Annotated in this window: 26 protein-coding genes; 8 read left to right on the forward strand and 18 right to left on the reverse strand. The window is 34.1% G+C overall.

What is annotated here, in order from left to right; all coding sequences use genetic code 11:
• The first annotated feature begins 64 nt into the window (after nucleotides 1-64).
• A complete protein-coding gene (locus CDZ92_RS10740) occupies nucleotides 65-1,240 on the forward strand; it encodes an amidohydrolase (protein WP_096155235.1) in 1,176 nt (391 codons plus the stop codon).
• Nucleotides 1,241-1,293: 53 nt separating this feature from the next.
• Here CDZ92_RS10740 and CDZ92_RS19995 read toward each other — a convergent pair whose 3' ends face one another.
• The 7 genes from CDZ92_RS19995 to CDZ92_RS20000 form a co-directional block, all read right to left on the reverse strand.
• Complete coding sequence (locus tag CDZ92_RS19995; protein WP_157842753.1) at nucleotides 1,294-1,458, reverse strand: hypothetical protein; 165 nt, start codon at nucleotides 1,456-1,458, stop codon at nucleotides 1,294-1,296.
• Nucleotides 1,458-2,237 (reverse strand): alpha/beta hydrolase, encoded by a 780-nt coding sequence (locus CDZ92_RS10745; RefSeq protein WP_096155236.1) that lies wholly within the window; start codon nucleotides 2,235-2,237, stop codon nucleotides 1,458-1,460. Before CDZ92_RS10745 ends, CDZ92_RS19995 begins: the two co-directional genes overlap by 1 nt.
• Nucleotides 2,230-2,976, reverse strand: coding sequence for an EcsC family protein (locus CDZ92_RS10750; protein ID WP_096155237.1), 747 nt, complete (start codon nucleotides 2,974-2,976; stop codon nucleotides 2,230-2,232). The genes CDZ92_RS10745 and CDZ92_RS10750 overlap by 8 nt, the downstream gene beginning before the upstream one ends.
• 39 nt (nucleotides 2,977-3,015) lie before the next feature.
• Nucleotides 3,016-3,243: a hypothetical protein gene (locus CDZ92_RS10755; protein ID WP_096155238.1), complete on the reverse strand. Its 228-nt coding sequence runs from the start codon at nucleotides 3,241-3,243 to the stop codon at nucleotides 3,016-3,018.
• A 239-nt stretch (nucleotides 3,244-3,482) separates the two neighbouring features.
• Nucleotides 3,483-4,697, reverse strand: a complete 1,215-nt coding sequence (locus CDZ92_RS10760; RefSeq protein ID WP_096155239.1) for an ABC transporter permease — start codon at nucleotides 4,695-4,697, stop codon at nucleotides 3,483-3,485.
• Nucleotides 4,690-5,433 carry an ABC transporter ATP-binding protein gene (locus CDZ92_RS10765; protein WP_096155240.1) on the reverse strand — a complete coding sequence of 248 codons (744 nt, stop codon included), beginning with the start codon at nucleotides 5,431-5,433 and terminating at the stop codon, nucleotides 4,690-4,692. Before CDZ92_RS10765 ends, CDZ92_RS10760 begins: the two co-directional genes overlap by 8 nt.
• 866 nt (nucleotides 5,434-6,299) lie before the next feature.
• Nucleotides 6,300-6,443: a hypothetical protein gene (locus CDZ92_RS20000; RefSeq protein WP_157842754.1), complete on the reverse strand. Its 144-nt coding sequence runs from the start codon at nucleotides 6,441-6,443 to the stop codon at nucleotides 6,300-6,302.
• A gap of 63 nt (nucleotides 6,444-6,506) precedes the next feature.
• Between CDZ92_RS20000 and CDZ92_RS10770 the strand changes: the two genes are divergently transcribed.
• Complete coding sequence (locus CDZ92_RS10770) at nucleotides 6,507-6,929, forward strand: HIT family protein (RefSeq protein ID WP_096155241.1); 423 nt, start codon at nucleotides 6,507-6,509, stop codon at nucleotides 6,927-6,929.
• Nucleotides 6,930-6,977: 48 nt separating this feature from the next.
• On the opposite strand, the gene CDZ92_RS10775 is transcribed toward CDZ92_RS10770, so the two are convergent.
• Nucleotides 6,978-7,829 carry a hypothetical protein gene (locus CDZ92_RS10775; protein ID WP_096155242.1) on the reverse strand — a complete coding sequence of 284 codons (852 nt, stop codon included), beginning with the start codon at nucleotides 7,827-7,829 and terminating at the stop codon, nucleotides 6,978-6,980.
• A 181-nt stretch (nucleotides 7,830-8,010) separates the two neighbouring features.
• Here CDZ92_RS10775 and CDZ92_RS10780 point away from each other — a divergent pair, with 181 nt between their 5' ends.
• Nucleotides 8,011-8,568 (forward strand): tryptophan transporter, encoded by a 558-nt coding sequence (locus CDZ92_RS10780; protein ID WP_096155243.1) that lies wholly within the window; start codon nucleotides 8,011-8,013, stop codon nucleotides 8,566-8,568.
• 44 nt (nucleotides 8,569-8,612) lie between these two features.
• On the opposite strand, the gene CDZ92_RS10785 is transcribed toward CDZ92_RS10780, so the two are convergent.
• A complete protein-coding gene (locus CDZ92_RS10785) occupies nucleotides 8,613-8,804 on the reverse strand; it encodes a hypothetical protein (RefSeq protein ID WP_096155244.1) in 192 nt (63 codons plus the stop codon).
• A 188-nt stretch (nucleotides 8,805-8,992) separates the two neighbouring features.
• Between CDZ92_RS10785 and CDZ92_RS10790 the strand changes: the two genes are divergently transcribed.
• Nucleotides 8,993-9,349 carry a YtxH domain-containing protein gene (locus CDZ92_RS10790; RefSeq protein WP_096155245.1) on the forward strand — a complete coding sequence of 119 codons (357 nt, stop codon included), beginning with the start codon at nucleotides 8,993-8,995 and terminating at the stop codon, nucleotides 9,347-9,349.
• Between the two features lie 92 nt (nucleotides 9,350-9,441).
• Nucleotides 9,442-10,050: an HTH-type transcriptional regulator Hpr gene (locus CDZ92_RS10795; RefSeq protein ID WP_096155246.1), complete on the forward strand. Its 609-nt coding sequence runs from the start codon at nucleotides 9,442-9,444 to the stop codon at nucleotides 10,048-10,050.
• On the opposite strand, the gene CDZ92_RS10800 is transcribed toward CDZ92_RS10795, so the two are convergent.
• Nucleotides 10,034-10,375: a DUF1878 family protein gene (locus CDZ92_RS10800; RefSeq protein WP_096155247.1), complete on the reverse strand. Its 342-nt coding sequence runs from the start codon at nucleotides 10,373-10,375 to the stop codon at nucleotides 10,034-10,036. The two genes, CDZ92_RS10795 and CDZ92_RS10800, sit on opposite strands and share 17 nt — an antisense overlap.
• A gap of 341 nt (nucleotides 10,376-10,716) precedes the next feature.
• Here CDZ92_RS10800 and CDZ92_RS10805 point away from each other — a divergent pair, with 341 nt between their 5' ends.
• Nucleotides 10,717-11,265, forward strand: coding sequence for a DUF3267 domain-containing protein (locus CDZ92_RS10805; RefSeq protein WP_096155248.1), 549 nt, complete (start codon nucleotides 10,717-10,719; stop codon nucleotides 11,263-11,265).
• 353 nt (nucleotides 11,266-11,618) lie between these two features.
• The gene (locus CDZ92_RS10810; RefSeq protein ID WP_096155249.1) at nucleotides 11,619-11,804 is read left to right on the forward strand and encodes a hypothetical protein; all 186 of its coding nucleotides are present in this window, start codon (nucleotides 11,619-11,621) and stop codon (nucleotides 11,802-11,804) included.
• Nucleotides 11,805-12,091: 287 nt separating this feature from the next.
• Here CDZ92_RS10810 and CDZ92_RS10815 read toward each other — a convergent pair whose 3' ends face one another.
• Together CDZ92_RS10815 and CDZ92_RS10820 are read right to left on the reverse strand one after the other, a co-directional pair.
• Complete coding sequence (locus CDZ92_RS10815; protein ID WP_096155250.1) at nucleotides 12,092-12,178, reverse strand: YjcZ family sporulation protein; 87 nt, start codon at nucleotides 12,176-12,178, stop codon at nucleotides 12,092-12,094.
• 35 nt (nucleotides 12,179-12,213) lie between these two features.
• A complete protein-coding gene (locus CDZ92_RS10820; RefSeq protein WP_096155251.1) occupies nucleotides 12,214-12,300 on the reverse strand; it encodes a YjcZ family sporulation protein in 87 nt (28 codons plus the stop codon).
• A gap of 289 nt (nucleotides 12,301-12,589) precedes the next feature.
• Here CDZ92_RS10820 and CDZ92_RS10825 point away from each other — a divergent pair, with 289 nt between their 5' ends.
• Entirely contained in the window at nucleotides 12,590-13,459 is an 870-nt protein-coding gene (locus CDZ92_RS10825; RefSeq protein WP_096155252.1) for a peptidylprolyl isomerase, read from the forward strand.
• 62 nt (nucleotides 13,460-13,521) lie between these two features.
• Here the strand turns inward: CDZ92_RS10825 and CDZ92_RS10830 are convergent, their stop codons facing one another.
• The 6 genes from CDZ92_RS10830 to CDZ92_RS10855 all read right to left on the reverse strand — a co-directional run bounded on the left by CDZ92_RS10830 (nucleotide 13,522) and on the right by CDZ92_RS10855 (nucleotide 20,825).
• Nucleotides 13,522-13,707, reverse strand: a complete 186-nt coding sequence (locus tag CDZ92_RS10830; RefSeq protein ID WP_227521520.1) for a sporulation YhaL family protein — start codon at nucleotides 13,705-13,707, stop codon at nucleotides 13,522-13,524.
• A 72-nt stretch (nucleotides 13,708-13,779) separates the two neighbouring features.
• The gene (gene yhaM / locus CDZ92_RS10835; RefSeq protein ID WP_096155254.1) at nucleotides 13,780-14,727 is read right to left on the reverse strand and encodes a 3'-5' exoribonuclease YhaM; all 948 of its coding nucleotides are present in this window, start codon (nucleotides 14,725-14,727) and stop codon (nucleotides 13,780-13,782) included.
• A gap of 32 nt (nucleotides 14,728-14,759) precedes the next feature.
• Nucleotides 14,760-15,983 carry an MFS transporter gene (locus tag CDZ92_RS10840; protein ID WP_096155255.1) on the reverse strand — a complete coding sequence of 408 codons (1,224 nt, stop codon included), beginning with the start codon at nucleotides 15,981-15,983 and terminating at the stop codon, nucleotides 14,760-14,762.
• Nucleotides 15,984-16,061: 78 nt separating this feature from the next.
• On the reverse strand, nucleotides 16,062-19,076 hold the full coding sequence (locus CDZ92_RS10845; protein WP_096155256.1) for an ATP-binding protein: 3,015 nt from the start codon (nucleotides 19,074-19,076) through the stop codon (nucleotides 16,062-16,064).
• Between the two features lie 6 nt (nucleotides 19,077-19,082).
• On the reverse strand, nucleotides 19,083-20,312 hold the full coding sequence (locus CDZ92_RS10850) for a metallophosphoesterase family protein (RefSeq protein ID WP_096155257.1): 1,230 nt from the start codon (nucleotides 20,310-20,312) through the stop codon (nucleotides 19,083-19,085).
• Between the two features lie 315 nt (nucleotides 20,313-20,627).
• Nucleotides 20,628-20,825: a DUF6019 family protein gene (locus CDZ92_RS10855; RefSeq protein WP_096155258.1), complete on the reverse strand. Its 198-nt coding sequence runs from the start codon at nucleotides 20,823-20,825 to the stop codon at nucleotides 20,628-20,630.
• Nucleotides 20,826-20,840: the final 15 nt, after the last annotated feature.

A 20,840-nucleotide genomic window follows, 5' to 3' on the forward strand; every position in this document is an offset into this window, starting at 1 on the left:
ATATATTATAATATTAATCTATTTTATTTCCATTATCGAAATATTTATCGAAAGGGGTTTGTACATGTTAACAACAAAGCTTTTTTCATTATTAGAAGAACATTATGAGGAAATGATAGAAATTCGCCGATATTTACACCAGTTTCCAGAGCTTTCCTTTAAAGAGTTTCATACTGCTAACTACATTGCTGAATTTTACGAGAAACTCGGTATCGAAGTAATGCGTAATGTTGGCGGCAATGGAGTTGTAGCGAAAGTTCACGGTTCTAAACCTGGGAAGACCGTAGCACTTCGAGCTGATTTCGATGCTCTACCAATACAGGATGAAAAAGAAGTAGAGTATAAGTCAAAAGTACCAGGCGTTATGCATGCATGTGGCCATGATGGTCATACTGCAACTTTACTTGTTTTAGCAAAATGTCTACACCTTTTAAAAGATGAGCTTGAAGGAACTGTCGTTTGTATTCATCAACATGCGGAAGAATTTGCACCAGGTGGAGCTGTTGCAATGATTCAAGATGGTTGCTTAGAAGGTGTTGACGTTATTTTTGGAACGCATTTATGGGCAAGTGTCCCATTAGGTGGTTTACAATATCGATCTGGCCCTGTAATGGCAGCAGCCGATCGTTTTGAAATACATATTCAAGGAGCAGGCGGACATGGTGCCCAACCACATACAACGAAAGACGCTATTTTAACTGCTTCACAGGTTGTTGTTAACTTACAACAAATAGTAAGTAGACGTTTAACTCCTATTGAACCAGCTGTTATTTCTGTTGGTACGTTCAAAGCAGAAAATGCGTTTAATATTATTGCTGATACAGCCTATTTAGAAGGAACAGTTAGAACGTTTAATGATGAAATTAGAGATCAAATTGAAATCGAAATCGGTAATGTAGTTGGTGCTACTTGTGCACTTAACGGCTCCACATATGATTATAAATTCCATCGTGGTTATCCTGCAGTAGTGAACCATCAAGAAGAAACAGAATTCTTATGTTCCGTTGCTACAGATATTAAAGAGATTACTTCTATTGAGGAAACACCGCCACATATGGGTGGGGAAGATTTTGCTTATTACTTACGCCATGTGAAAGGTACTTTCTTTTTTACTGGTGCAAAACCAGATGGTGTAGAAAAAGCGTATCCACATCATCATCCAAAGTTCGATATTAATGAGCAATCTTTATTAGTTGCAGCTAAAACGCTCGGTGCAGCAACGCTTCAGTATAAAGGATAAGAAAAAAGTCTGTAGTCATTTTCCGCTAAAACGGTATAAGGCTACAGACTTTTTTATACACTAGTATAAAAGGATAATAAGGTAACACCGAAATATAGTAAGCTCATTACGAAAAAGACAACACTAAATGTTGTAATTGCTTTCGGTAATTTACCGTAAAAAAAGACTAGAAAAAGTCCAATGAATAAGTGAATAATAAAAAATAAGAAAATGTCCATTAATCTGTATGCTCCTTAAATAAATAAGTGAAAATTTCAGGCACTCTTTCTTTCCAGGCTAATTCGTTATGTATTGCACCTTCTGCAATTTTAAACTGACACGATTTAACTTTTCCATTTAACAGATTAAACACATTTTTGCTCGATTCAATATATTTCTCATTATCTGCTGTTCCAGTCGATTCTTTTGTTCCGATATCTAAATAAAACTTTTCAATTGGAGATAAGTCACTTTTCATTAATAATGACTCTATTTCCTTCTGATTAAACCAGTAAGCAGAAGAAAGAGATGCTATTTTTCTGAACACATGTGGATACACACACGCTGCATAGGTAGAAATTAAGCCGCCCATTGAACTCCCAGCCATTGATGTATCTTCACGGTTGGTGCGGTATTTTGTATCAATTAATGGTTTTAATTCATTCACAATAAAGGCAATATAGTCTTTTCCTTCTCCTCCGACTTCATCGGTCGTATCAAACACTTTTTTCATATCTTCGTTTGGCCATGGTCCATATTCATCTAATCTTTTATTTCCTTCCACATTACAATCAATTCCCACCACAATTAAAGGTATTCCGGATTTCAATAAATAATCAGAAATCCCCCACGCCATTCCATATCCTGCATCTTCGTCTTTATACAAATTTTGCCCGTCATGCATGTATAGTACAGGGTAGCGCTTTTCTAGTGCTTCATTGTAATCTTTTGGTAAAAAGACTCTAATCTTTCTTGTTCTATTTAAAGGTGTAATGGTTACTTCAAAATGTTCAAACACTGCTTTCCCCTTCTTTCCATTTGTTCACCTGGAAAATTCTAATTCGATAACAATTCATAGCGGTCTTTCCTAAATGATCAAGCAAATTGTAATTTGCATAAGCTCCGACTATCGCGCCGAGTCCGGGTATCATTTGAAGCATTTTTACTAAATCAATGTAATCTCGGTATTCTTGCTGGAAACCTCTCCAATCCATATCTTCATTTGCAAGAGTTCCTTTTTCTAATTCCCAGTTCTTTATAATTTCTAATGTGTCTTTTCTATGTTTTTCACTAGAGAAAGCTAATTGAAATATATATAAAATAAAAACTCTTTCTTCATATTTTCTTGGATTAAATCCGTAAGAAGCACAAACTTCAAATAAAAACTTCATCTTGATGGTTAGTAATAATGGAAAATCTACTAGTCCTAATAATATTCCTCCGGCACCAGTTCCCGCTCCTTCTACTGCTGCTGTTCTTTTATATTTATCTAATTTGGACATAACTACTTTTTCTTTTTCTTGAAGGGAAAGCATAAAAACATCCTCTTGTTTCTTCGTCGTAATGTAACTTCCGACTAATGTTGCTTGGACCATCTTTTTAATGCTTTCTGTTACGAAGTTGTGCACTTTTTCAGGGATAAGTGCATTCACTTTATTTTGTGTTCCTTTGGACATTCGTTTGAATAGATTCGGCTTACTAGCCATCTCTAGCCGCCACTTTTCCATTTCATGTTTTACACTTTCTTCGTAGTTCATTTTCTTCCTCCCGTTCCATTCTTACTTTTATATATTACGTTACGTGATAGAGTTTGTTTCATTTTCTTGTTGCTTTTTTAAGTAAGAATCTACTAAGAAAGAAATGAAACCTATTACGAGAGGTGGAATTGAGCTAATATATTTTTGGTCCATTGGCAATTGGAACGTAAGTACGATAAAAATGATAATGGCAGGGGTATTAAAGTAAAACCAATATCTAACACGTTTGTTGGAAAAACTTAAGTGAAATTCTTTTGTCTCCTTCATGTTTCACCCCTTAGAATTTTATAACTGGAGCTGTAGCAATTTTTTTTGAAATACTATAAGTGTAGTTTAGTAAATAAAAGTGCCGGTTGAGTGGACGACTCCTGCGGGAGAGGGCAGACATGTGAGACCCCACAGAGCCCTTGGGCTCGAGGGGGCTAGCCGCTTAACCTAGACACCCGCGGAAAGCGACCACACAACCGGCACGACTTTAAATTACTAAAGAGAGGCCATTAAATACTTTATATAATAGTCGATATTCTTTTATTTGCTGAAAAATGTACAAAAACATAAGAAAATGCTGCTCCTATTGCAAGGACAACTAACATGTTAACGATTGTAGATGTTACCGCAACGATAATGGCTAAAAGTAACGTTTGAACAATCAACACCGTTAGTAACAGCTTAAGAAACGATTTTTTCTGTACAGTGGGATCGATAGGATAAATCGTTAACCAAAGTTTATTGTAATGGTGTCTCCATAAAGGTACGAGCTGAAAACCAGTTAAGTATAGGACGAACAGAGGTACAAAATACGTTGCATAGCCTTCTGGTAATGTTATTAATAACACTGCACCAATGACAAATAATCGCACGTACAGTCCGAAATAATCACCTGAACGTAAAAAGGTTCTCGCATATAGGTACGTAAAAGTACTTTCTTTCTGAAAACGAATATTGCCCAACATGAAATCAAGCCATTTTCTTCTTTTCACTTTGTCTTTTAAACCGGGTACATCGACGAACAAGTTTGCTACTCTATAAAACAGTTGCATCCTGCTTATTTCATTTTGAATTAAATTATCCCACTTCCAATTCATTTTTTTAGTAGATTGACGGAAGTAAAGGAAGTATCCCATCATAATGACTGCAATCGCAACAGCATATAGATACGCTTTTGAAAACAACAAGAAAAGGAACGCAAAGTTTAAAGCCAGACGTACTAAAAGATCGACATAATGACTTTTCTTATTCGTATAAAAATCTAAATGCCATTTCATCGATAAATTCCATATTTTAAGTAATATTAATAAAACGAAAACGATAAGTACGGATTGCATCGTAGTTTCTGTTACTTTTAAAAACAACGGTACGGATATACCAAAGATTATTAAAAGAAAATAACTTTCTAATACAACTGAAGCGTTAAACGACTTTTTAATGTAAGGTTTTAACTTTTCTTCTAATGGCAGTAAAAATACTAAGTCTGGTTCCTTCAATAATGTATGAATGCTTCCTCTCGTCAATAACAAAGCCAAAACAATTCCCATTAACCATTCGTACGGAAAAGTTGGAGGTACTACTTCCAACCAATTTTGATAAGCTAAGGCAAGTCCACTTAATAGAAAAATCATGACAATGACTAAATGATCATTAAACATATAACGTAAATAACGGCGATTATCATCTACGTATTGAACGAAGCGAGTCTTCCAAAACTGATCAACGTTAAACATGGGAATCTTCCTTCGTTAATTCAATATAAATATCATCTAATGTTGCGTTTGACATGTTAAATTGCTTTTGCAGCTCGATTAGCGTCCCCTTCGCTCTCACTTCTCCGTTATGTAAAATAACAAATGAATTACAATACCTCTCCGCCGTTGCTAAAATATGTGTGGACATTAAAATTCCAGCCCCATTTTCTTTTGCTTTAGACATAAGTTCTAACAATGATTTTATCGCCAGTGGGTCTAATCCAACAAAAGGTTCGTCAACAATGTAGAGTTTCGGTTCAATTAAAAAAGCAGAAAGAATCATTACTTTTTGCTTCATTCCTTTAGAAAAATGGGCAGGAAACCACTTTAACCTCTTTTCCATACGAAATTCCTTTAACAGAGGTTGAAGACGTTTTTCAAATTGTTCTTTTGACAATCCATAAGCCATTGCCGTTAACTCAAGATGCTCGTATAATGTGAGCTCATCGTAGAGTATGGGTGTTTCAGGTATAAAAGTAAATTGTGATCGGTATTTGGTCGTGTCCTCGTGAATAGCCGTTCCATCAATCGTAATGGACCCTTTTTTCGGCTCCATCGTGCCAATAATATGTTTGATTGTTGTACTTTTACCTGCTCCATTTAATCCAATGAGCCCAACCAACTCTCCAGGCTTAACGGAAAAACTTATATTTTTAATAACAGCTTGATTTGTATAACCACCTGTTAGCTGATTAATTTCTAATAAATTTGTCATGATCCAGTCCTTCCTTTTTCTAAATAAAGTATTATATGTAGTCTACTACAAGAAAGAGGAAATTCCTTCTTATAAACATCAATAATTCAAATGAAGTTCTTTATTATTAACACATATTTCCTTTTATGGTTTTTTGTATAATTGTAATCGATTTGCGCATCATAATGAAAGAAGAGGAGGCGGAAATGAGCCTTCAACTAAAATTGGAATGAGGTGCTTGTCGCAGACAGGTTCGTATCTTTCTAAATTTATCTCTCGTGTGTTGTGGGACTTAACCACCATAACCGAAAAAACAATCATCAATGAACACTTTTGATGACCTAAATGAGGTGTTTGTGGGCGACAGTTAAGCTAATGCTAATTAATTGCCTGTATACGATTCATTTTGAAAATGAGGTGTTCATCAAGGACAATTTAGTCTGAAACTTCGTTACTAAAAGTTATTTAAAACTAAAGTAACAAGGGGATGGTTCGATTGAACGAAGGCGCTAACTACTAGCACATTTTTTAATGAATGAGGTGTTTATCAAACACAATTATTTGTAAAAAATGTTTGTACTTCGCTTCTCTTATTCGACCGAGAGGCTTTATATAGATGTTAAGGTTTCAGCCACCTCCTCTTCTTTTAGGCAGAAGTAACATTTATGTTGCTTCTGCTTTTAATTTATCGGAAATGGTTCTGTTTCTGAGTGGTTTATTATTTTGTGTTTAAATCTTAGTTCTTTCTGTTTCAATTTACTACTTTTCTGTTTCAAACCTCAATCTGAATTTCACACCGCTCTGTTTGTGTTTCAATCTTAGTTCTTTCTGTTTTAATTTTCTCAGTTTGTGTTTCAATTTCCTACTTTTCTGTTTCAATCCTCATTCTAAATTTCACACCGCTCTGTTTGTGTTTCAATCTTAGCTCCTTCTGTTTCAATTTTCCCAACTTGTGTTTCAATTTCCTGCTTTTCTGTTTCAATCCACCTCCCTAAACACATATCCACATTCAAACCTAAACTTTCACTCACAAATTTAGTACCCTACGATTAAATATGGTAAAATACTACAAAATAGAGATGAGGTGAAAGTTTATGCATGAATGTATTTTTTGTAAAATTGTAAATGGAGACATACCGGCTGCAAAGGTTTTTGAAAATGAACATGTTGTTGCTTTCTTAGATATTAGCCAAGTAACAAAAGGACATACACTTGTAATCCCGAAAGTACATAAAGAAAACATTTATGAACTAACACCAGAAATTGCAGGCAACCTATTTGAAGTCGTACCTAGGATTGCAAACTCCATTAAAGAGCAATTTAATCCGATAGGCTTAAATTTATTAAACAATAACGGAGAACATGCTGGTCAATCTGTGTTCCATTATCATATACATATAATCCCTCGTTATGGTAAGGGCGATGGATTCGGTGCTGTTTGGAAATCTAATCAGAGCGACTATACTCCAGAGATGTTAAAAGACATTGCGAACCAAATTTCAAACGGAATCAATTGATAAAAAAGAAGCTGTTGTCGGACCTTTAATCCGATACAGCTTCTTTTATTAAAAATCCCTTTTCATCTCCCCTAACGAATATACGTCTTCACATGAATGGAAGTCAGGGTGATCAAATTCATCTGACATTCTTGCCAAATAGCTCATCACCTTATTCTTAAATGTTGTGTCCCATCTTAGTAAATGTATAAACTCTTCACGAGTCGCCTCTTTTGCTAAAGCTAATTTTATTTCATCTAGAATATCCGCTTGCCAAAAACTTTCTAAAGGGGATTCTCCAGGTATGTCTGTAAACCTAATCCATTGTCCTTTCCAAGACAATGCATTTGGAACATAATAGGCGTACACTTTTTCAAAAACTTCCCCATTCACTAATCTCACTTTTCCTCCATCATGTTCGCGCAGTTCATAGCCTTTTTCGGTAGAGTTCATTAATTGTAATTGTTTTTTATCCATAAAATTAATCCAAACTTCTGTTTTAGCTCCTTTTACTGGAGCAATCACTGCAGGGACCGCGCCGTATGGAGCTAAGAAAGGACCATATACAATATCAGAATCTTCTATTGATGCACGCATACAAATTGTAAAGTCATCCTCTTTTGGACGTAAAGAAAATTTGTATCGCAGTTGTGCAAGGCAGGCGTTGGAGCCATATCCTATTACAGGAACCTTGTCTTCTATCGACCTTTCCTTTAATACTTCTTGTAACGATACAGGTTTTGAAAAAACGTCCTGATTAGAGATATGTACGAATGATTTTTCAAATGGTACCCCATCCATCTCCTCTATTTTATGTGCTTGTTTTTGAAAGAACAAAAAAGAGCTATTTATTCTAGGTCCTGGATATATATCTGGATGATCATATGGACTTAAGTCGTACGGTTTATTTTCTCGAAACATTTAATATCTGTCCTTCCTGATGAATTTATTATTGAAATTTTCCGAAATAATTATTACTTTAACACTTTAAATCTATAATTAAAACAAGTATACTAACAATATGAGATTCGCACTAGACAATGAGTGTACTAGTGGAGTTTCATGACACAATAAAATAAGTTTAGTTGAGGAGAGATGAGGAATGAACACGAAGACTCTTGTATTTTTAGCCTTATTTGTAGGTATTGGAGCGGTACTACATGCAGTTGTGCCACCAATATTAGGTATGAAACCAGATTTAGCTTTAGCGATGATGTTTTTAGGTATTTTGTTGTTTCCTAAGAAGGAAAATGTATTTTTAATTAGTGTGGCAACTGGAGTTATTTCAGCTATTACAACTGGTTTTCCTGGGGGACAAATACCAAACTTAGTTGACAAACCATTAACAGGCTTTGCTTTTTTCTTACTGCTATTAAGTCTAAATAAAGGTGCGGCACTGTTAGCGAAATATAAAATTTTATATAAAGTCGGCACTGTTTTTAATGCAGGCTTACTTACTGCGGTTGGAACAATAATTTCTGGAACGATCTTTTTAAGCACTGCATTACTTCTAGTAGGTTTACCTGGAGGAGCAACTTTCTCCATCCTATTCCTTACTGTTGTTCTACCAACTACGGCTGTGAATACTGCATTAATGGTACTGATATATCCTATCGTCTTAAATGTTGCAAAGCGTTCAAACATAACGATTGCAGCATAAAAAATAAAAACAAGGAAGGCCATCCTGATCGGGTGGCCTTCCTTTTAATTTATCCAGTAAACGATTAAAGCTAAAAATAAAAACATACCTCCTGCCCCACCTAGCACGAAGGCTCTTTCTTGAAGTGCTTTTCTAGGTGGATAAACACCCGTTCGCTTTGAAGCAAAGAAATAATTTACTCCTCCAAAAATTAATAAGCAGCTAATGACAAACAAACCAAACGAAATGCCAGCCAACGAACTCTCCCCCTTTACTAATATTTATGCAAAAATGAGGAGCATATGAACAAGTTGTGTAGCTTTGTCCTCTTTAAATTTATGAAAACGTTTTTATTGAAAAGAGGGATTCTTTTGATTATTGTTGAATTATATAATAATCTTATATTAATGAACTATATTTCAATAACTTTTACGAGGTGATAGATGTGAATACGAAGTCATTTTTATATGGTGTACTAATCGGTGGTGTAATTGCTTCTGTTTCCACTTTGTTATCCACTCCACAAAATGGAAAGCAAGCTCGCACTAATGTAAAAAGAACGAAAGATCATTTACAACAATCTTTTCATGAAATTAAAGGAGAAGGCATAAACGTAAAAGATCAAGTAAATAAAGCGATCCTTGTAGGTAAATCTGTCGTTACCGATGTTTCAGAAGACTTAAAGACCTCACTCTATACGTGGCAAAATGAAATTGAACCTAACAAAGAAAAAATCGAAAAAAACATCGTTGAGATTCAAGATGAAATAGAAAAACTAGAAAAATCACTCCAAACAAAATAATTTTTAATTTTTTGTATATTTTGACCTTTATTAATTATTACTTTATTGTCATAATAGAAGGAAGTATATTAGTAAAAAGTAGGTGAGCAAAAGTGAGTACAAATGAACGCGAGTATTCATTAAAGGAAGCTATGCTTTTTAGTCAGCGTGTCGCTCAACTTAGTAAAGCATTATGGAAAACGGTAGAAAAAGATTGGCAGAACTGGATAAAGCCTTATGATCTTAATATTAATGAGCATCATATTTTATGGATTGCTTATCATTTAAAAGGCGCAAGTATATCAGAGATTGCTAAATTTGGAGTAATGCACGTTTCTACTGCTTTTAACTTCTCTAAGAAGTTGGAAGAGCGTGGACTTTTACAGTTTTCTAAAAAAGAGAATGACAAAAGAAATACGTACATTGAATTGACGGATAAGGGAGAAGAGATTCTATTAGAATTAATGGAAAGCTATGATCCTAGTTCCAATTCCATCTTTAACGGAGCCTTACCATTAAAAGATTTATATGGAAAGTTCCCAGAGTTTTTAGACATTATGAGTGTCATTAAGAATGTATATGGGGATGACTTTATGAAGATCTTTGAGCGATCTTTCAGTAATGTAGAAGCTGACTTCACAGAAGTAGATGGTAAACTAGCTAAAAAGTTAAACGAAGGCAACAAAGATAAAGAAGATAACAAAGTTACTTCCTCTTCGTAATAGTATGTAGTAATTCTTTCATAAGCGGAGCATGTACGTTTTGTTGAATCATAGCCTCCATTACTTTTATTGTTGGAACATTTGTAGGAATTGTTTTTTCTAACAATGTAATAAGTGATGGAAAGCTGACAAAACCTTCCGCTTTTTGATTTTTTATTTCTTTGCTCATATATTCACATACTTCTAAAATCTTGTCTACAGAATCTTTATCCCACTTCTCTCTCATAATGAGCACATCAAATGGATATTCTTCTATTTTCACATTTTTTAATAACAATTCTAAATGATACTCCATCCGTTCTACTTTTTTACGTAAATCGTCCATTTTATCTCTCCTAATATGTAAATCGCTTATGTTTATTATCTTACCTCTTTCTTATTATATCTCACCATCATATTTTGACAAAAAAATATAAATTTTGCTATTGATTTTTTGTTGATAAAATCGTAAAGTAGTTTAGTAATTTCAATAATAAATTACTTCTGGGTAAATTTCATATTTACGCTTCGTTTATTGAAAAATAGATTTTGCTAGTCTTTTAATATAAAATGTTTGATTTTGATCTTAAATTTTATTAATGACTAGTAATAATGACTTTTTTCAGATAGTATTCATACACTATGATACGGACTCAGTTGATATAATAGCAACGGCGGTGAGGCAACATGAACTGTTGGAAAAGTATTAATGTACACCAAGAATATGGTGTACAGCGTATTACGATAATTTCGATTATCATATCTTTGTTAACTTTTATTCTACTATTTACTTCTTTTAGTTTACTATTTTCAGGTGTAGACATATCATCTAGCTACTTTTGGGTACTTTGCTTAAGTATCGTGAGTATGTTCAGTGTGCATAAAATATGTCATGCAGTTCCACTAATGTTTACCAAAAGAAAATTTCGATTAAAATGGCATTTTTCTTTTCTTGTACCAATTTGTGAAATTAAAACAAAAAAATCTTTTTCAAAGCTTGAATCGTACATTATTTTTACCATGCCATTATTACTCATAACTAGCGTATTATTGATGGCAATCTTTATATTCCCAGCATACTTTCATTATTTTTCGATGCTTATTGCACTAAATGTTGGGCTTTCTGTACCTGATTTATTGTTTTTATCATACATTAAGTCTGCTCCAAAATCTTGTCAGATCGAAGAATTAGAAGATGGATATGACATCTTAATAAACAATAGTGAAATGAAATAAAAGTCGCTCTCCATAATATTTTAAACTTTATGGGAGCGACTTTTGTATTTAGGCCACAATAAAAAACATTTAATAACACAGCTGTTTTTTAAAATTGGTAAAATTAAATATATATTTTATCTTGCGTATTCCTATCTTTTTTGGCAAAACTTTGGTATTGTTAAGTGAGTGAGTTTCAAAAATATGTTTACTTTTTGAAAAACGAAAAATTACCAATAAATTCTAATCAGAAGTAACCAAAGTAGGAACAAGCAACTTAATTGGTAAATAAAGTTTCCGTTTTTCACTAAATGAAACGTATTTATGAAATTGATTAGAATAATAAATAGAAAAGATTAAAGGAGGGGAGCTATATGGCTATTTTATTTATTCCAGTGGCTGTATTCATACTCTTCTACATAAACAAATTAACGAACGCACTTTGTGAACAAAAAGAAATTCCAGAAGAACGCCAAGGCAAAGTGTTCCGAACTATTAATGTCTTGATTTTAATTTTATTAATTTCTTCTTACGTTGATATTTTGTTCTCCACCCTGTAGTTAATTTGTAATGAATACATAGTAAATCAAGTAATTGAACTTATAGTAACAATCTTTAAAAGAAAGGCTATGTTAAAGTTTGTTGTTGAATCATTGTCAATCTAGCGGTTGATTTCCGCGCATATCGAAGACTCCTGCGGGAAAAGCGGGAAACGGGAGACCCCCGCTTGAGCACTAGCGACGAGGAGGCTCCCGGCCCGCCCGCGGAAATCAACAGCGGTGTTTAACAGAGCCAAAAGAAAAAAGCGATGAAGGAGATTTCCTTCATCGCTTTTTTTTGATTTAGATTAGTACAACCAAGCTGCACCAACGATAACTAAAAGTATGAACAATACAACGATTAACGCGAAGCCGCCGCCGTGTGAATGTGACATTCCGTTTTCCTCCTTTTACTACACGAATTAACTGGTTAGTATAACCAAGCTGCACCTACAATTACTAACAAGATGAACAATACTACGATTAACGCAAATCCACCTGCATATGAAGCACCCATTGAGTAACACCTCCTTTTGAGTTGTTACGCTATCTTATGCGTCTGTTCCTCAAAAAGCATAGGCATAAGCCCTACAAATAAATGTTTTACTTATTCCCTGGGTTAACTTGATTACGTAATTTTATTTGTTTTCATGCTTCCATATATACATATGTATTGGTGTATTTATCGTGTGGACTAATGCCTATATTCTAAAAATTGTAATGTGCTCTTTCCATAAATTCCTAAGTGCACATTTGTTATGTTATAGTATTGGTAAAATATTTCCATACAAAGGAGTTGAAAGATTATGAATAAAAGTAGGCTACTCTTTATAATTTTATTTACATACATAGCACTTGTAGGCTGTAATAATGAATCGAAGGAAGAAGACACACCTGAGTTCGTCGTAGAAACTACGTTCGGAAACATTACAAAAGAAGAGTTTTATAAATCATTAAAAAACCGCTTCGGTGAAGAGGTACTGCGTGAGTTGGTATATGAGAAAGTATTAACTCATCAGTTTAATCTTACGGACGAGGAAGTAATTGAACGTTTTGATGAATTTAAAGAGGACTTAGGAGCACAGTTTGAAGCTGCTTTAATGAGAAGTGGTTTTAAATCGGAAGAACAATTTAAAAAGACATTACGAACAGCCATGCTTCAAGAAAAAGCTGCTATGGAATTAGTAGAAGTAACAGACGAAGAGTTACTAGCTTATTACGATAATATCCAATTACCCATTAAGGCAAACCATATTTTAGTCGATGATGAAGAAACAGCCCTATTACTTATTGAGAAGTTAGAAGAAGGTGCTGACTTTTCACAGCTAGCAAAAGAAAATTCAACAGATCCAGCCACGGCTGAAGCAGGAGGAGATTTAGGTTGGTTTGGTCCTGGGAAAATGTTAGAACAATTCGAGAAAACTGCTTTTAGCTTAGAAGTTGGAGAAATAAGTGATCCTGTTGAAACTATTTATGGTTATCACATAATCAAGGTAGTGGACATAGAGGAGCGGCAGCCTTTTGAACAAATGAAGGATCAGCTTCGTGAAGAGGTCATAAAAGAGAAAATTAACCAAGAGCTAATTAACGAAGCTGTACAAAAGCATTTAGACGAAGCGAATGTGAAGGTGAATGATCCTTCTCTAAAAGAGGCTTTTGACCTTTCGGAGTACTGACAATAGAAATAAAAAAGAGGCCATCCACTATTTGAATATGGATGCCTCTTTTCGTTATGTTTTCAAGAACCAACTTGTTGAGAGTATTGACGTTTTTCTTTTTCTTCTTCCATGCGTTCCATGTATACTCTGCCTTCTTGCTCAATTTGTACATCTTCTTTTTCTTTGTCTTCTCGTGCTGATTTAACTGTCATATAACCGCTAAAGCATATTCCTATAATAATTAAAAAGATTAACCAACCCATCATGCTTCATCCTTTCTTCATTAGACAAGCTATTTAATAGGATGTATATGAAGAAGTGGACAAACCTATGACTACTTATTTATGAAAAGTTGGTTTATAGAAGGAGCGATTATCCATAGCAAATATTCGTTCCGTATATTCACCAGGTTTTACACGTTGTAGAGCTCTGTCTAACATATTCATCTTTGCATCAATGTTATCAATATAGTGTAAGATTTCCGCTTCTTTTATAATTGGTTGTTTAGGGCTTCCCCACTCTAATTTTCCATGGTGAGATAAAACTAAATGTTGAAGTACCATTACTTCCTCGCCATCAATATTTAACTCTTCCGCCGCTTTTTTAATTTCACTAACCATAATAGAAATATGACCAAGTAAATTTCCTTCAACCGTATACATTGTAGAAATAGGTCCAGATAGCTCTGTTACTTTCCCTAAGTCATGCAAAATTACTCCAGCATACAATAAATCCTTATCTAACGATGGATACAGGTCTGCAATAGATTTTGCCAAATCCAACATACATACTACGTGATAAGCAAGTCCAGATACGAATTCATGATGATTTTTTGTTGCAGCTGGATATTGTAAAAATTCCTCTTTATATTTATTTAATAAATGCCTCGTAATACGTTGTATGTTAGGGTTTTCCATTTCAAATATTGCCGTTGTAATTTTGGATATCATTTCTTCTTGTTTTAGTGGAGCAGTTTCTAATAGGTCTGCTAGTGTTACTTGTTCATGTTCTTCTTTTGATCTTAATTTCTTAAGTTTTAGTTGATTACGCCCGCGATAATGGTGAATCTCTCCTAATACACGAACGATGTGTTGGGCAACGTATACTGTTTCATCTTCCGGAGAAACGTCCCAAACTTTTGCTTCAATATCACCTGTTTTGTCTTGCAAAATTAATGTTAAAAATGGCTTGCCATTACTAGCAATGCCTTTAGTAGAAGATTTTATTAGGAGAAAACATTCTACTTGTTCTCCAACTTCGTAATTTAAGATCCCCTTTTGTTTCATATCGTTCTCCTCCGTCACTTTATTTTTATTAATCACGTGGTCACTTCGACTTGTTTTGCTTTCTGACTAAGCCATACTTTTGTTGCGATTAAGCCTACAAGTAAAATAAAAGCTCCAAACAAATATGGAATATGGATATTTATTTCAAATAAAATCCCAGCTAATATTGGTCCTACTGTGTTGCCGAGACTTAAGAATGAATTGTTTAATCCCATTATAAACCCTTGTTTTTTTCCAGCTAATTTAGATATAAAAGAGTTCAGAGATGGTCGTAACAATGAATTGCCTAAGAAAAATATACTTGTTGTTAGTAAAACGAGTAAGAAAGTTGTTGCAAATGTCATGATGACAAAGCCAATTGCACTTATCAGTAGAGAAAACATGACCACTTTTTGTTCTCCGAATTTACGAGTTAATCTTCCTACCAATACTCCTTGTGCAATAGTCCCAACTAGACCTACAAGTAATACAATTAACCCTACCTGACTAGGTGTATACTCATATCGAATCATTGTATAGTAACCAAAGATTGATTGGAAGTTTGCTAATGCAAAGCTCATAATAAAAACTAATATTAACAAAAACCCTACAGGACTATTAATGGCATTTGCCATCATGACAAATTGGTTTTTTTGTTTTACTCCCGCTTCTTGCAGTCTATCTTGCTCCCTTTTTTCTTTCGGATACGACTCAGGTAAAACAAGTATAGAAACAATACCCGCAATTGTTGCTAAAGTTCCTGCAAAAATGAAAGGTAAAGATAGATTATATTCGGCCAGCCAGCCTCCTATTCCTGGACCTACTACAATTCCAAGCCCCATGGCTGCACCAAGAATACCCATTCCTTGTCCGCGCTTTTCTTCACTTGTTACATCTGAAACGTAAGCCATAGCAGTAGGCATTAACGCTGCACCAAAAAGACCAGCTAATATTCGAGAAACGAACAACATCCATATTCCAGTGGCGAATGCAAATATAAATTCCGCTACCGCGAACCCAAAAAGGCCAAGTGTAATTAAAGGTTTTCTACCAATTTTATCAGACACCCTTCCCCACATTGGTGCAAAAAGGAACTGCATAAAGGCATAGACAGCAACCAAAAAACCAAGCGTTCTAGCGGTCGCTCCAAACATGTCGATATAAAAAGGTAAGATAGGTATGACTAACCCGATACCAATCATTACAATAAACAAATTGAAGCTTAATAAAATTAATGGTGTCTTTGAACGAGATTTACTCGTGTGTTGATCTGTCATATAAAAATACTCCATTCGTACAAGTCAGTTAGTAGTAGTACATGATAACTTACTCAGTTAAGAATATCACTTGCCATATTACGTGGCAAACATTGTTGATTCTTCCATAACGTAGACAATTGCACCTTTCTTCATACTAAGTTTTTCTTTAATGAAATGATGACATGTGAAGAAAATAATTTGGTTTCCTTCATTCGTAATCTCTTCTAACAGCTTCATAGCTAGATCTGTTCTATTGGAGTCAAAATTTACAAAAGTATCATCGATAATAAAAGGAAGCGCTTTTTCATTGCTCCATGCTGCAGCAACGGCAAATCTTAATGCAATATACAATTGCTCAATAGTCGCCTGACTTAATTCTTTTGGTAAAAAAACCATTCCATCCTTATGCTCCACTACTAACGTTTTCTCTGATGATAATGTCATCACTTTTACATACTTTCCACCTGTTAATAAATTGAAGTACTTAGTGGCTTTTTCTAATACTTGTGGTAACTTTACTTCTTGATAGTAGTTCATCGTTTTGTTTAGTAGATGTTTAGCAGTCTCAAATACGGACCACTTTTTTGCTAGTCGTTCAAATAATGCTTTTTCATTTTCATAATCTTGTTTTACCATTGCGTAGGTTGTACCAGCTTCTAGTACCTTTATTGTCTCAAGGTAAGTTGCTTTTTCTTTGTACCTTTCTTGTAGTTGATTTTCTATTGAATGAATGTCCTCCTTAACTAATATGAGCTCGTAGTTCCAATCGTTTACTTTCAGCCAATCTTCTTTACTCACTTCGTATAGCTTTTCTAATTGTGTAATTTGCGCTTGTAACATATCACGTCTTTGTTCTAGGTCGACACCAATAGCATTTTGTTCTGCTTTCTCTCGAAACTTCTCTTCTGTACTTACGTTTGCTGATACGTAAAGCTGGTCCATTTGCTTTACTACTTCTACTTGTTGTTGAATTAGTAATCGTTTTTCTTCTGCTAATGGGACAAGTTTTTCTTTTAGATGTTTCATTGTTTGTATTAAATTTTTTAATTGTTCCTGCTCATTTCTCGCTAAGTAGAAACAATGATTTAGGTTATTATAATCAAAACCTAGTTTTTTATTATTTGATTGTATCTTTAAAACTAAATCGTTTAATTCATTTTCGTGTAGTTTTTTGTCTATTGATACTTCCTCTAGCTCCAATAAGTATTTTTTCAACGCACTTATTTCTTCAAATGCCTCTTCCATAAAAGAAATTTGAAATTCAGATAAATCAATTATTTCGTTTAGGTTTTTCCACTTTTCATCTATTAAAAATTTCTTTTGTTCCCAAGCTTCATAAAGTGAAACCGTTTTTTCATAACTTCGTTCATGCTGGCGTAGAAGTACCATTTCTTTGACGAGCATCTTTTCTACTTGCTCGTTTTCTATTAATAACTTTTGCACTTTGTTTATTTCATCTAAAGATGTACGTTGCTCAGACAATTCTTTTTTAAGTTTTGAAAGTTCAGCTAAAATATTTTTTTCTTCTTCTTTCCATTCTACGGAGGAGTTTTTCGATTTCTTACTAAAAGTAAAAAGGAATGTGCCCCCTAAACAAAAAATAGCAATTAACGAGAGTCCAATATTACCAATTGAAAATCCATATATGGCTAATCCAGCACAAACAACTGATAAAACGCTAAACAGAATCACGGTACTTTTTTTAGAAACTTTTTCAGCTTGTTCTTGTTGAGCTCTTTGTTTCTTCAATTGTTCGAGTATCTTTTCCTGTGCGCGAATTTCGTTCTCTATTGAGCTACGTTTATTTTCGTTAATTAAGTTGTTTAACCTATTTTTCTCTTGCTCTGGTAGCAGTTCTGCTTTTAACTGCTTTATATTAAACTCACTATTCTCTAACTCTTCTTTCGCTGTAGAAAATTGTTTATCTACTCTTACTTTTTCTTCTTCCAACTGCTTTTCTTCAAACACTAATTCACGTAGTTGCATTTTTGTTTGAAGTGTCGTTTGGAAACATAAAATCTCACTATCCAACTTATTCTCCCAACCAATGCTTTCTTTAATCTGTTGAATTTTACTTTTAAGATTATGCTCGGTAATAGTAAGCTGTTCTAAAGCTTGTTCTAATTGCTCATAATTCAACTGTAAATCCGTGATAGACTCCAATGCTTTTAATTTTTCTTGCAACTGTGTCTCTGGTATATTATCTAACTTTGAATTAATTTCATTCATTTGTTCCGTTAGAGTGTTTATTTTTGATTCAAAAAAAGTCCATTCTTTTTGGAGACTTTCTAGCCTTGTCACACCATTGATTGGAAATGGTTTATACATAGGGAGCGTCTGTAATTTTGAATCGTACTGAATTAATTCTGTGTATAAAGGAGTGATTGAAATCATTTGATCTGTTAGTTGTTTTTGTATTTGCAATTGCTTTTGCTTATGCGTCAGATTTTCGATTTGACTGTTTAATTTCTCAACATTACTTTGCAGTCGTTCATATTCCCCTATCTTCTCTTCCCACAATACCAACTGTGCTTTTTTATCTTTTAACGTAGATAACATTTCATTAAGTATTGGCTTTCTACCACCTGGTTTAAAAAGTGCATCAGTTTCTTTTTCTAATTTTTGTCCTAGTTTTTGAAGTTGATCTGTTCCTATCATGCCAGATGAAAATAAATAACTACCAAGTTCGTCTAAATTTGTAAGTTTTACATTTTGAATGTCCATTATGTTGAATGAAAAGACTCCTTTAAATAAAGACTTTTCCATTCCATTTACGATAGTTTCAGTAGAGGTGGAAGTGGTCCCGTCTTCAAAATATACAGTCACTTCACCTGTGGATCTACCATTAACTCTTTCTATTTTCACTATTCCCTGTTCCTTTGTTTCTACGGTTAAATAACCGCCATATTGAAATCCAGTTTTAGGTTCGTACCTAAGCTCTGCTTGGTTTTTTGTTGGAAAACCAAATAAAATGGCATGTATGAAAGCCATAATAGTCGATTTACCAGCCTCATTTTCTCCGTAAAATACTTGTACTGTTGGAGAAAATAGGTCAACTTTAACGTTTTGTAATTTTCCAAATCCATATATATGTAAACTTTTAATCTTCATCTTACATTACCTCCTATCATGGAGTAGTTCTTCTAATAAGAGTTGCTCAGCCTCTCTTTTAACTTCTTCTAACTCTTTTTCCGTAAGCTTTTGTAATACTTTACGTGCCTCGTTATGGTGGTAAAGAGAAGATAGTGCAACTTGAACGTCATCTGTACGCTCTACTACATGAAAGAAATCACGATAAAACGGAACTTCTTCTAATTCCTTTTTGTTAATTACATTACTTGTTTTAAGTAAAATATCGTATACATAAACAAAGTCGAACGTAGATTCTTCTTTTTCATTTAGGAGAAATAGTAAGTCCTCTAATACTTGAGCATTCTGTAGTTCATGATGAAGTTGATTTTGACCAACCAATTCTAACTGAATGAGTAACCCTTTTTCTTTACAACGTAATTCTTCTATTAGTTTTTTTAAATTATTTATGATTTCATCCATGCTAGCTAATGTAGTAATATTGAATGTTATAGTGTCCCAAAGAACATTCGATGTTTGAATGAAGGATAATGTTTCACTTTCTTGTTGTAATTCAACTAAATATATCCCTTTTTCGCCTCGTTCTTTTTTATGCCTTCCTTGAATATTTCCTGGGTAGACAATAGAAGGGCGCTCATGTAAAATTTGTCGTTTATGAATATGACCTAGAGCCCAATAATGAAAGTCTTTTTCTAGCAGTTCGTTCATCGTAAATGGTGCATAAGGATCATGGTCAGTGTTACCGTCAAGGTTACCGTGAAGCATTCCGATATGGTATGGCACATCGTTATTTTCTTTGTTATAAAAAGAAGTCATATTAGACGTGACGTGCTTTGTTGGATAGCTAAACCCATATATGTTAGCAATTTGTGTGCCATTTTTGTAAAATGGTTTTGTTTCAACAGTAGTTGAAAATATATGAACATTATTTGGGTAGCGGAAAGTTTTAGTGTCTTTTAGAACAGGGTCGTGGTTTCCATGAATGATGTACACTGGAATATCTTGTTCTTCTAAGCGCTGAAATCCTTCTCTTAGCTTTGCCTGTGCGAATAAACTTCTATTTTCTCCATCAAACAAATCTCCTGCTATTAATAGGAAGTCTATATTATATTTTATTGCGTTATCGATGATTGTTTGAAACGCTTGAAAAGTGCTGTGTCTAATTCGTTGGAGGATTGGCTGTGGCAATGTATGTAGGCCTATAAAAGGGCTATCTAAATGCAAGTCGGCAGCATGAATAAATCGGATTTTTTCCATATATTGCACCCTTTCACTTTTTCTTTTATTTTATCACGATTTCAAATCGAATGCACGTTCGGTTTGGGTTATGATGATAAATTGAAAAAATAGCTATCTAAAAGTATTTGTAACTAAATATAGTAAGTGAATTAAATAAAGTGTCGGATATGTGGCCGACTCCTGCGGGAGAGGGCAGGCTGGTGAGACCCCACAGAGCCCTTGGGCTCGAGGAGGCTCACCGCCTCCCCCGCGGAAAGCGGTCACATATCCGACACGGCTTTTATTGTAAAAAGAGGCCATTCAGAAAGTACTTTCTGGACAGCCTCAAAGAATTTATATTTTCTTATTTACATAATGCTTTTGTTCATTTTGATGTGAAAATTTAACTTGTTTTTTTATATCTTGTAATTCGATGTTTAGTTTTCTTAATTCCTTTGATTCATTCATTCCGTTCTTGACTGCTGCCTTAATAACGAAGTAGAGCGTTAGGAAAAATAAAAACATACACGACAATATTGGAATTAAGTCCATTTTGTAGCTCTCCTA

Source organism: Bacillus sp. FJAT-45066, assembly GCF_002335755.1.
Classification (GTDB): Bacteria; Bacillota; Bacilli; order Bacillales; family Bacillaceae_I; genus Bacillus_CD; species Bacillus_CD alkalisoli.

Coding starts and splice junctions, on each gene's coding strand:
- CDZ92_RS10850 (WP_096155257.1), bottom strand. CDS start 20,312: ATGGAAAAAATCCGATTTATTCATGCTGCCGACTTGCATTTAGATAGC.
- yhaM (WP_096155254.1), bottom strand. CDS start 14,727: ATGAAACAAAAGGGGATCTTAAATTACGAAGTTGGAGAACAAGTAGAA.
- CDZ92_RS10760 (WP_096155239.1), bottom strand. CDS start 4,697: ATGTTTAACGTTGATCAGTTTTGGAAGACTCGCTTCGTTCAATACGTA.
- CDZ92_RS10755 (WP_096155238.1), bottom strand. CDS start 3,243: ATGAAGGAGACAAAAGAATTTCACTTAAGTTTTTCCAACAAACGTGTT.
- CDZ92_RS19995 (WP_157842753.1), bottom strand. CDS start 1,458: ATGGACATTTTCTTATTTTTTATTATTCACTTATTCATTGGACTTTTT.
- CDZ92_RS10765 (WP_096155240.1), bottom strand. CDS start 5,433: ATGACAAATTTATTAGAAATTAATCAGCTAACAGGTGGTTATACAAAT.
- CDZ92_RS10750 (WP_096155237.1), bottom strand. CDS start 2,976: ATGAACTACGAAGAAAGTGTAAAACATGAAATGGAAAAGTGGCGGCTA.
- CDZ92_RS10780 (WP_096155243.1), top strand. CDS start 8,011: ATGAACACGAAGACTCTTGTATTTTTAGCCTTATTTGTAGGTATTGGA.
- CDZ92_RS10815 (WP_096155250.1), bottom strand. CDS start 12,178: ATGTCACATTCACACGGCGGCGGCTTCGCGTTAATCGTTGTATTGTTC.
- CDZ92_RS10820 (WP_096155251.1), bottom strand. CDS start 12,300: ATGGGTGCTTCATATGCAGGTGGATTTGCGTTAATCGTAGTATTGTTC.
- CDZ92_RS10825 (WP_096155252.1), top strand. CDS start 12,590: ATGAATAAAAGTAGGCTACTCTTTATAATTTTATTTACATACATAGCA.
- CDZ92_RS10770 (WP_096155241.1), top strand. CDS start 6,507: ATGCATGAATGTATTTTTTGTAAAATTGTAAATGGAGACATACCGGCT.
- CDZ92_RS10740 (WP_096155235.1), top strand. CDS start 65: ATGTTAACAACAAAGCTTTTTTCATTATTAGAAGAACATTATGAGGAA.
- CDZ92_RS10800 (WP_096155247.1), bottom strand. CDS start 10,375: ATGGACGATTTACGTAAAAAAGTAGAACGGATGGAGTATCATTTAGAA.
- CDZ92_RS10840 (WP_096155255.1), bottom strand. CDS start 15,983: ATGACAGATCAACACACGAGTAAATCTCGTTCAAAGACACCATTAATT.
- CDZ92_RS10810 (WP_096155249.1), top strand. CDS start 11,619: ATGGCTATTTTATTTATTCCAGTGGCTGTATTCATACTCTTCTACATA.
- CDZ92_RS10845 (WP_096155256.1), bottom strand. CDS start 19,076: ATGAAGATTAAAAGTTTACATATATATGGATTTGGAAAATTACAAAAC.
- CDZ92_RS10775 (WP_096155242.1), bottom strand. CDS start 7,829: ATGTTTCGAGAAAATAAACCGTACGACTTAAGTCCATATGATCATCCA.
- CDZ92_RS10830 (WP_227521520.1), bottom strand. CDS start 13,707: ATGATGGGTTGGTTAATCTTTTTAATTATTATAGGAATATGCTTTAGC.
- CDZ92_RS10805 (WP_096155248.1), top strand. CDS start 10,717: ATGAACTGTTGGAAAAGTATTAATGTACACCAAGAATATGGTGTACAG.
- CDZ92_RS10855 (WP_096155258.1), bottom strand. CDS start 20,825: ATGGACTTAATTCCAATATTGTCGTGTATGTTTTTATTTTTCCTAACG.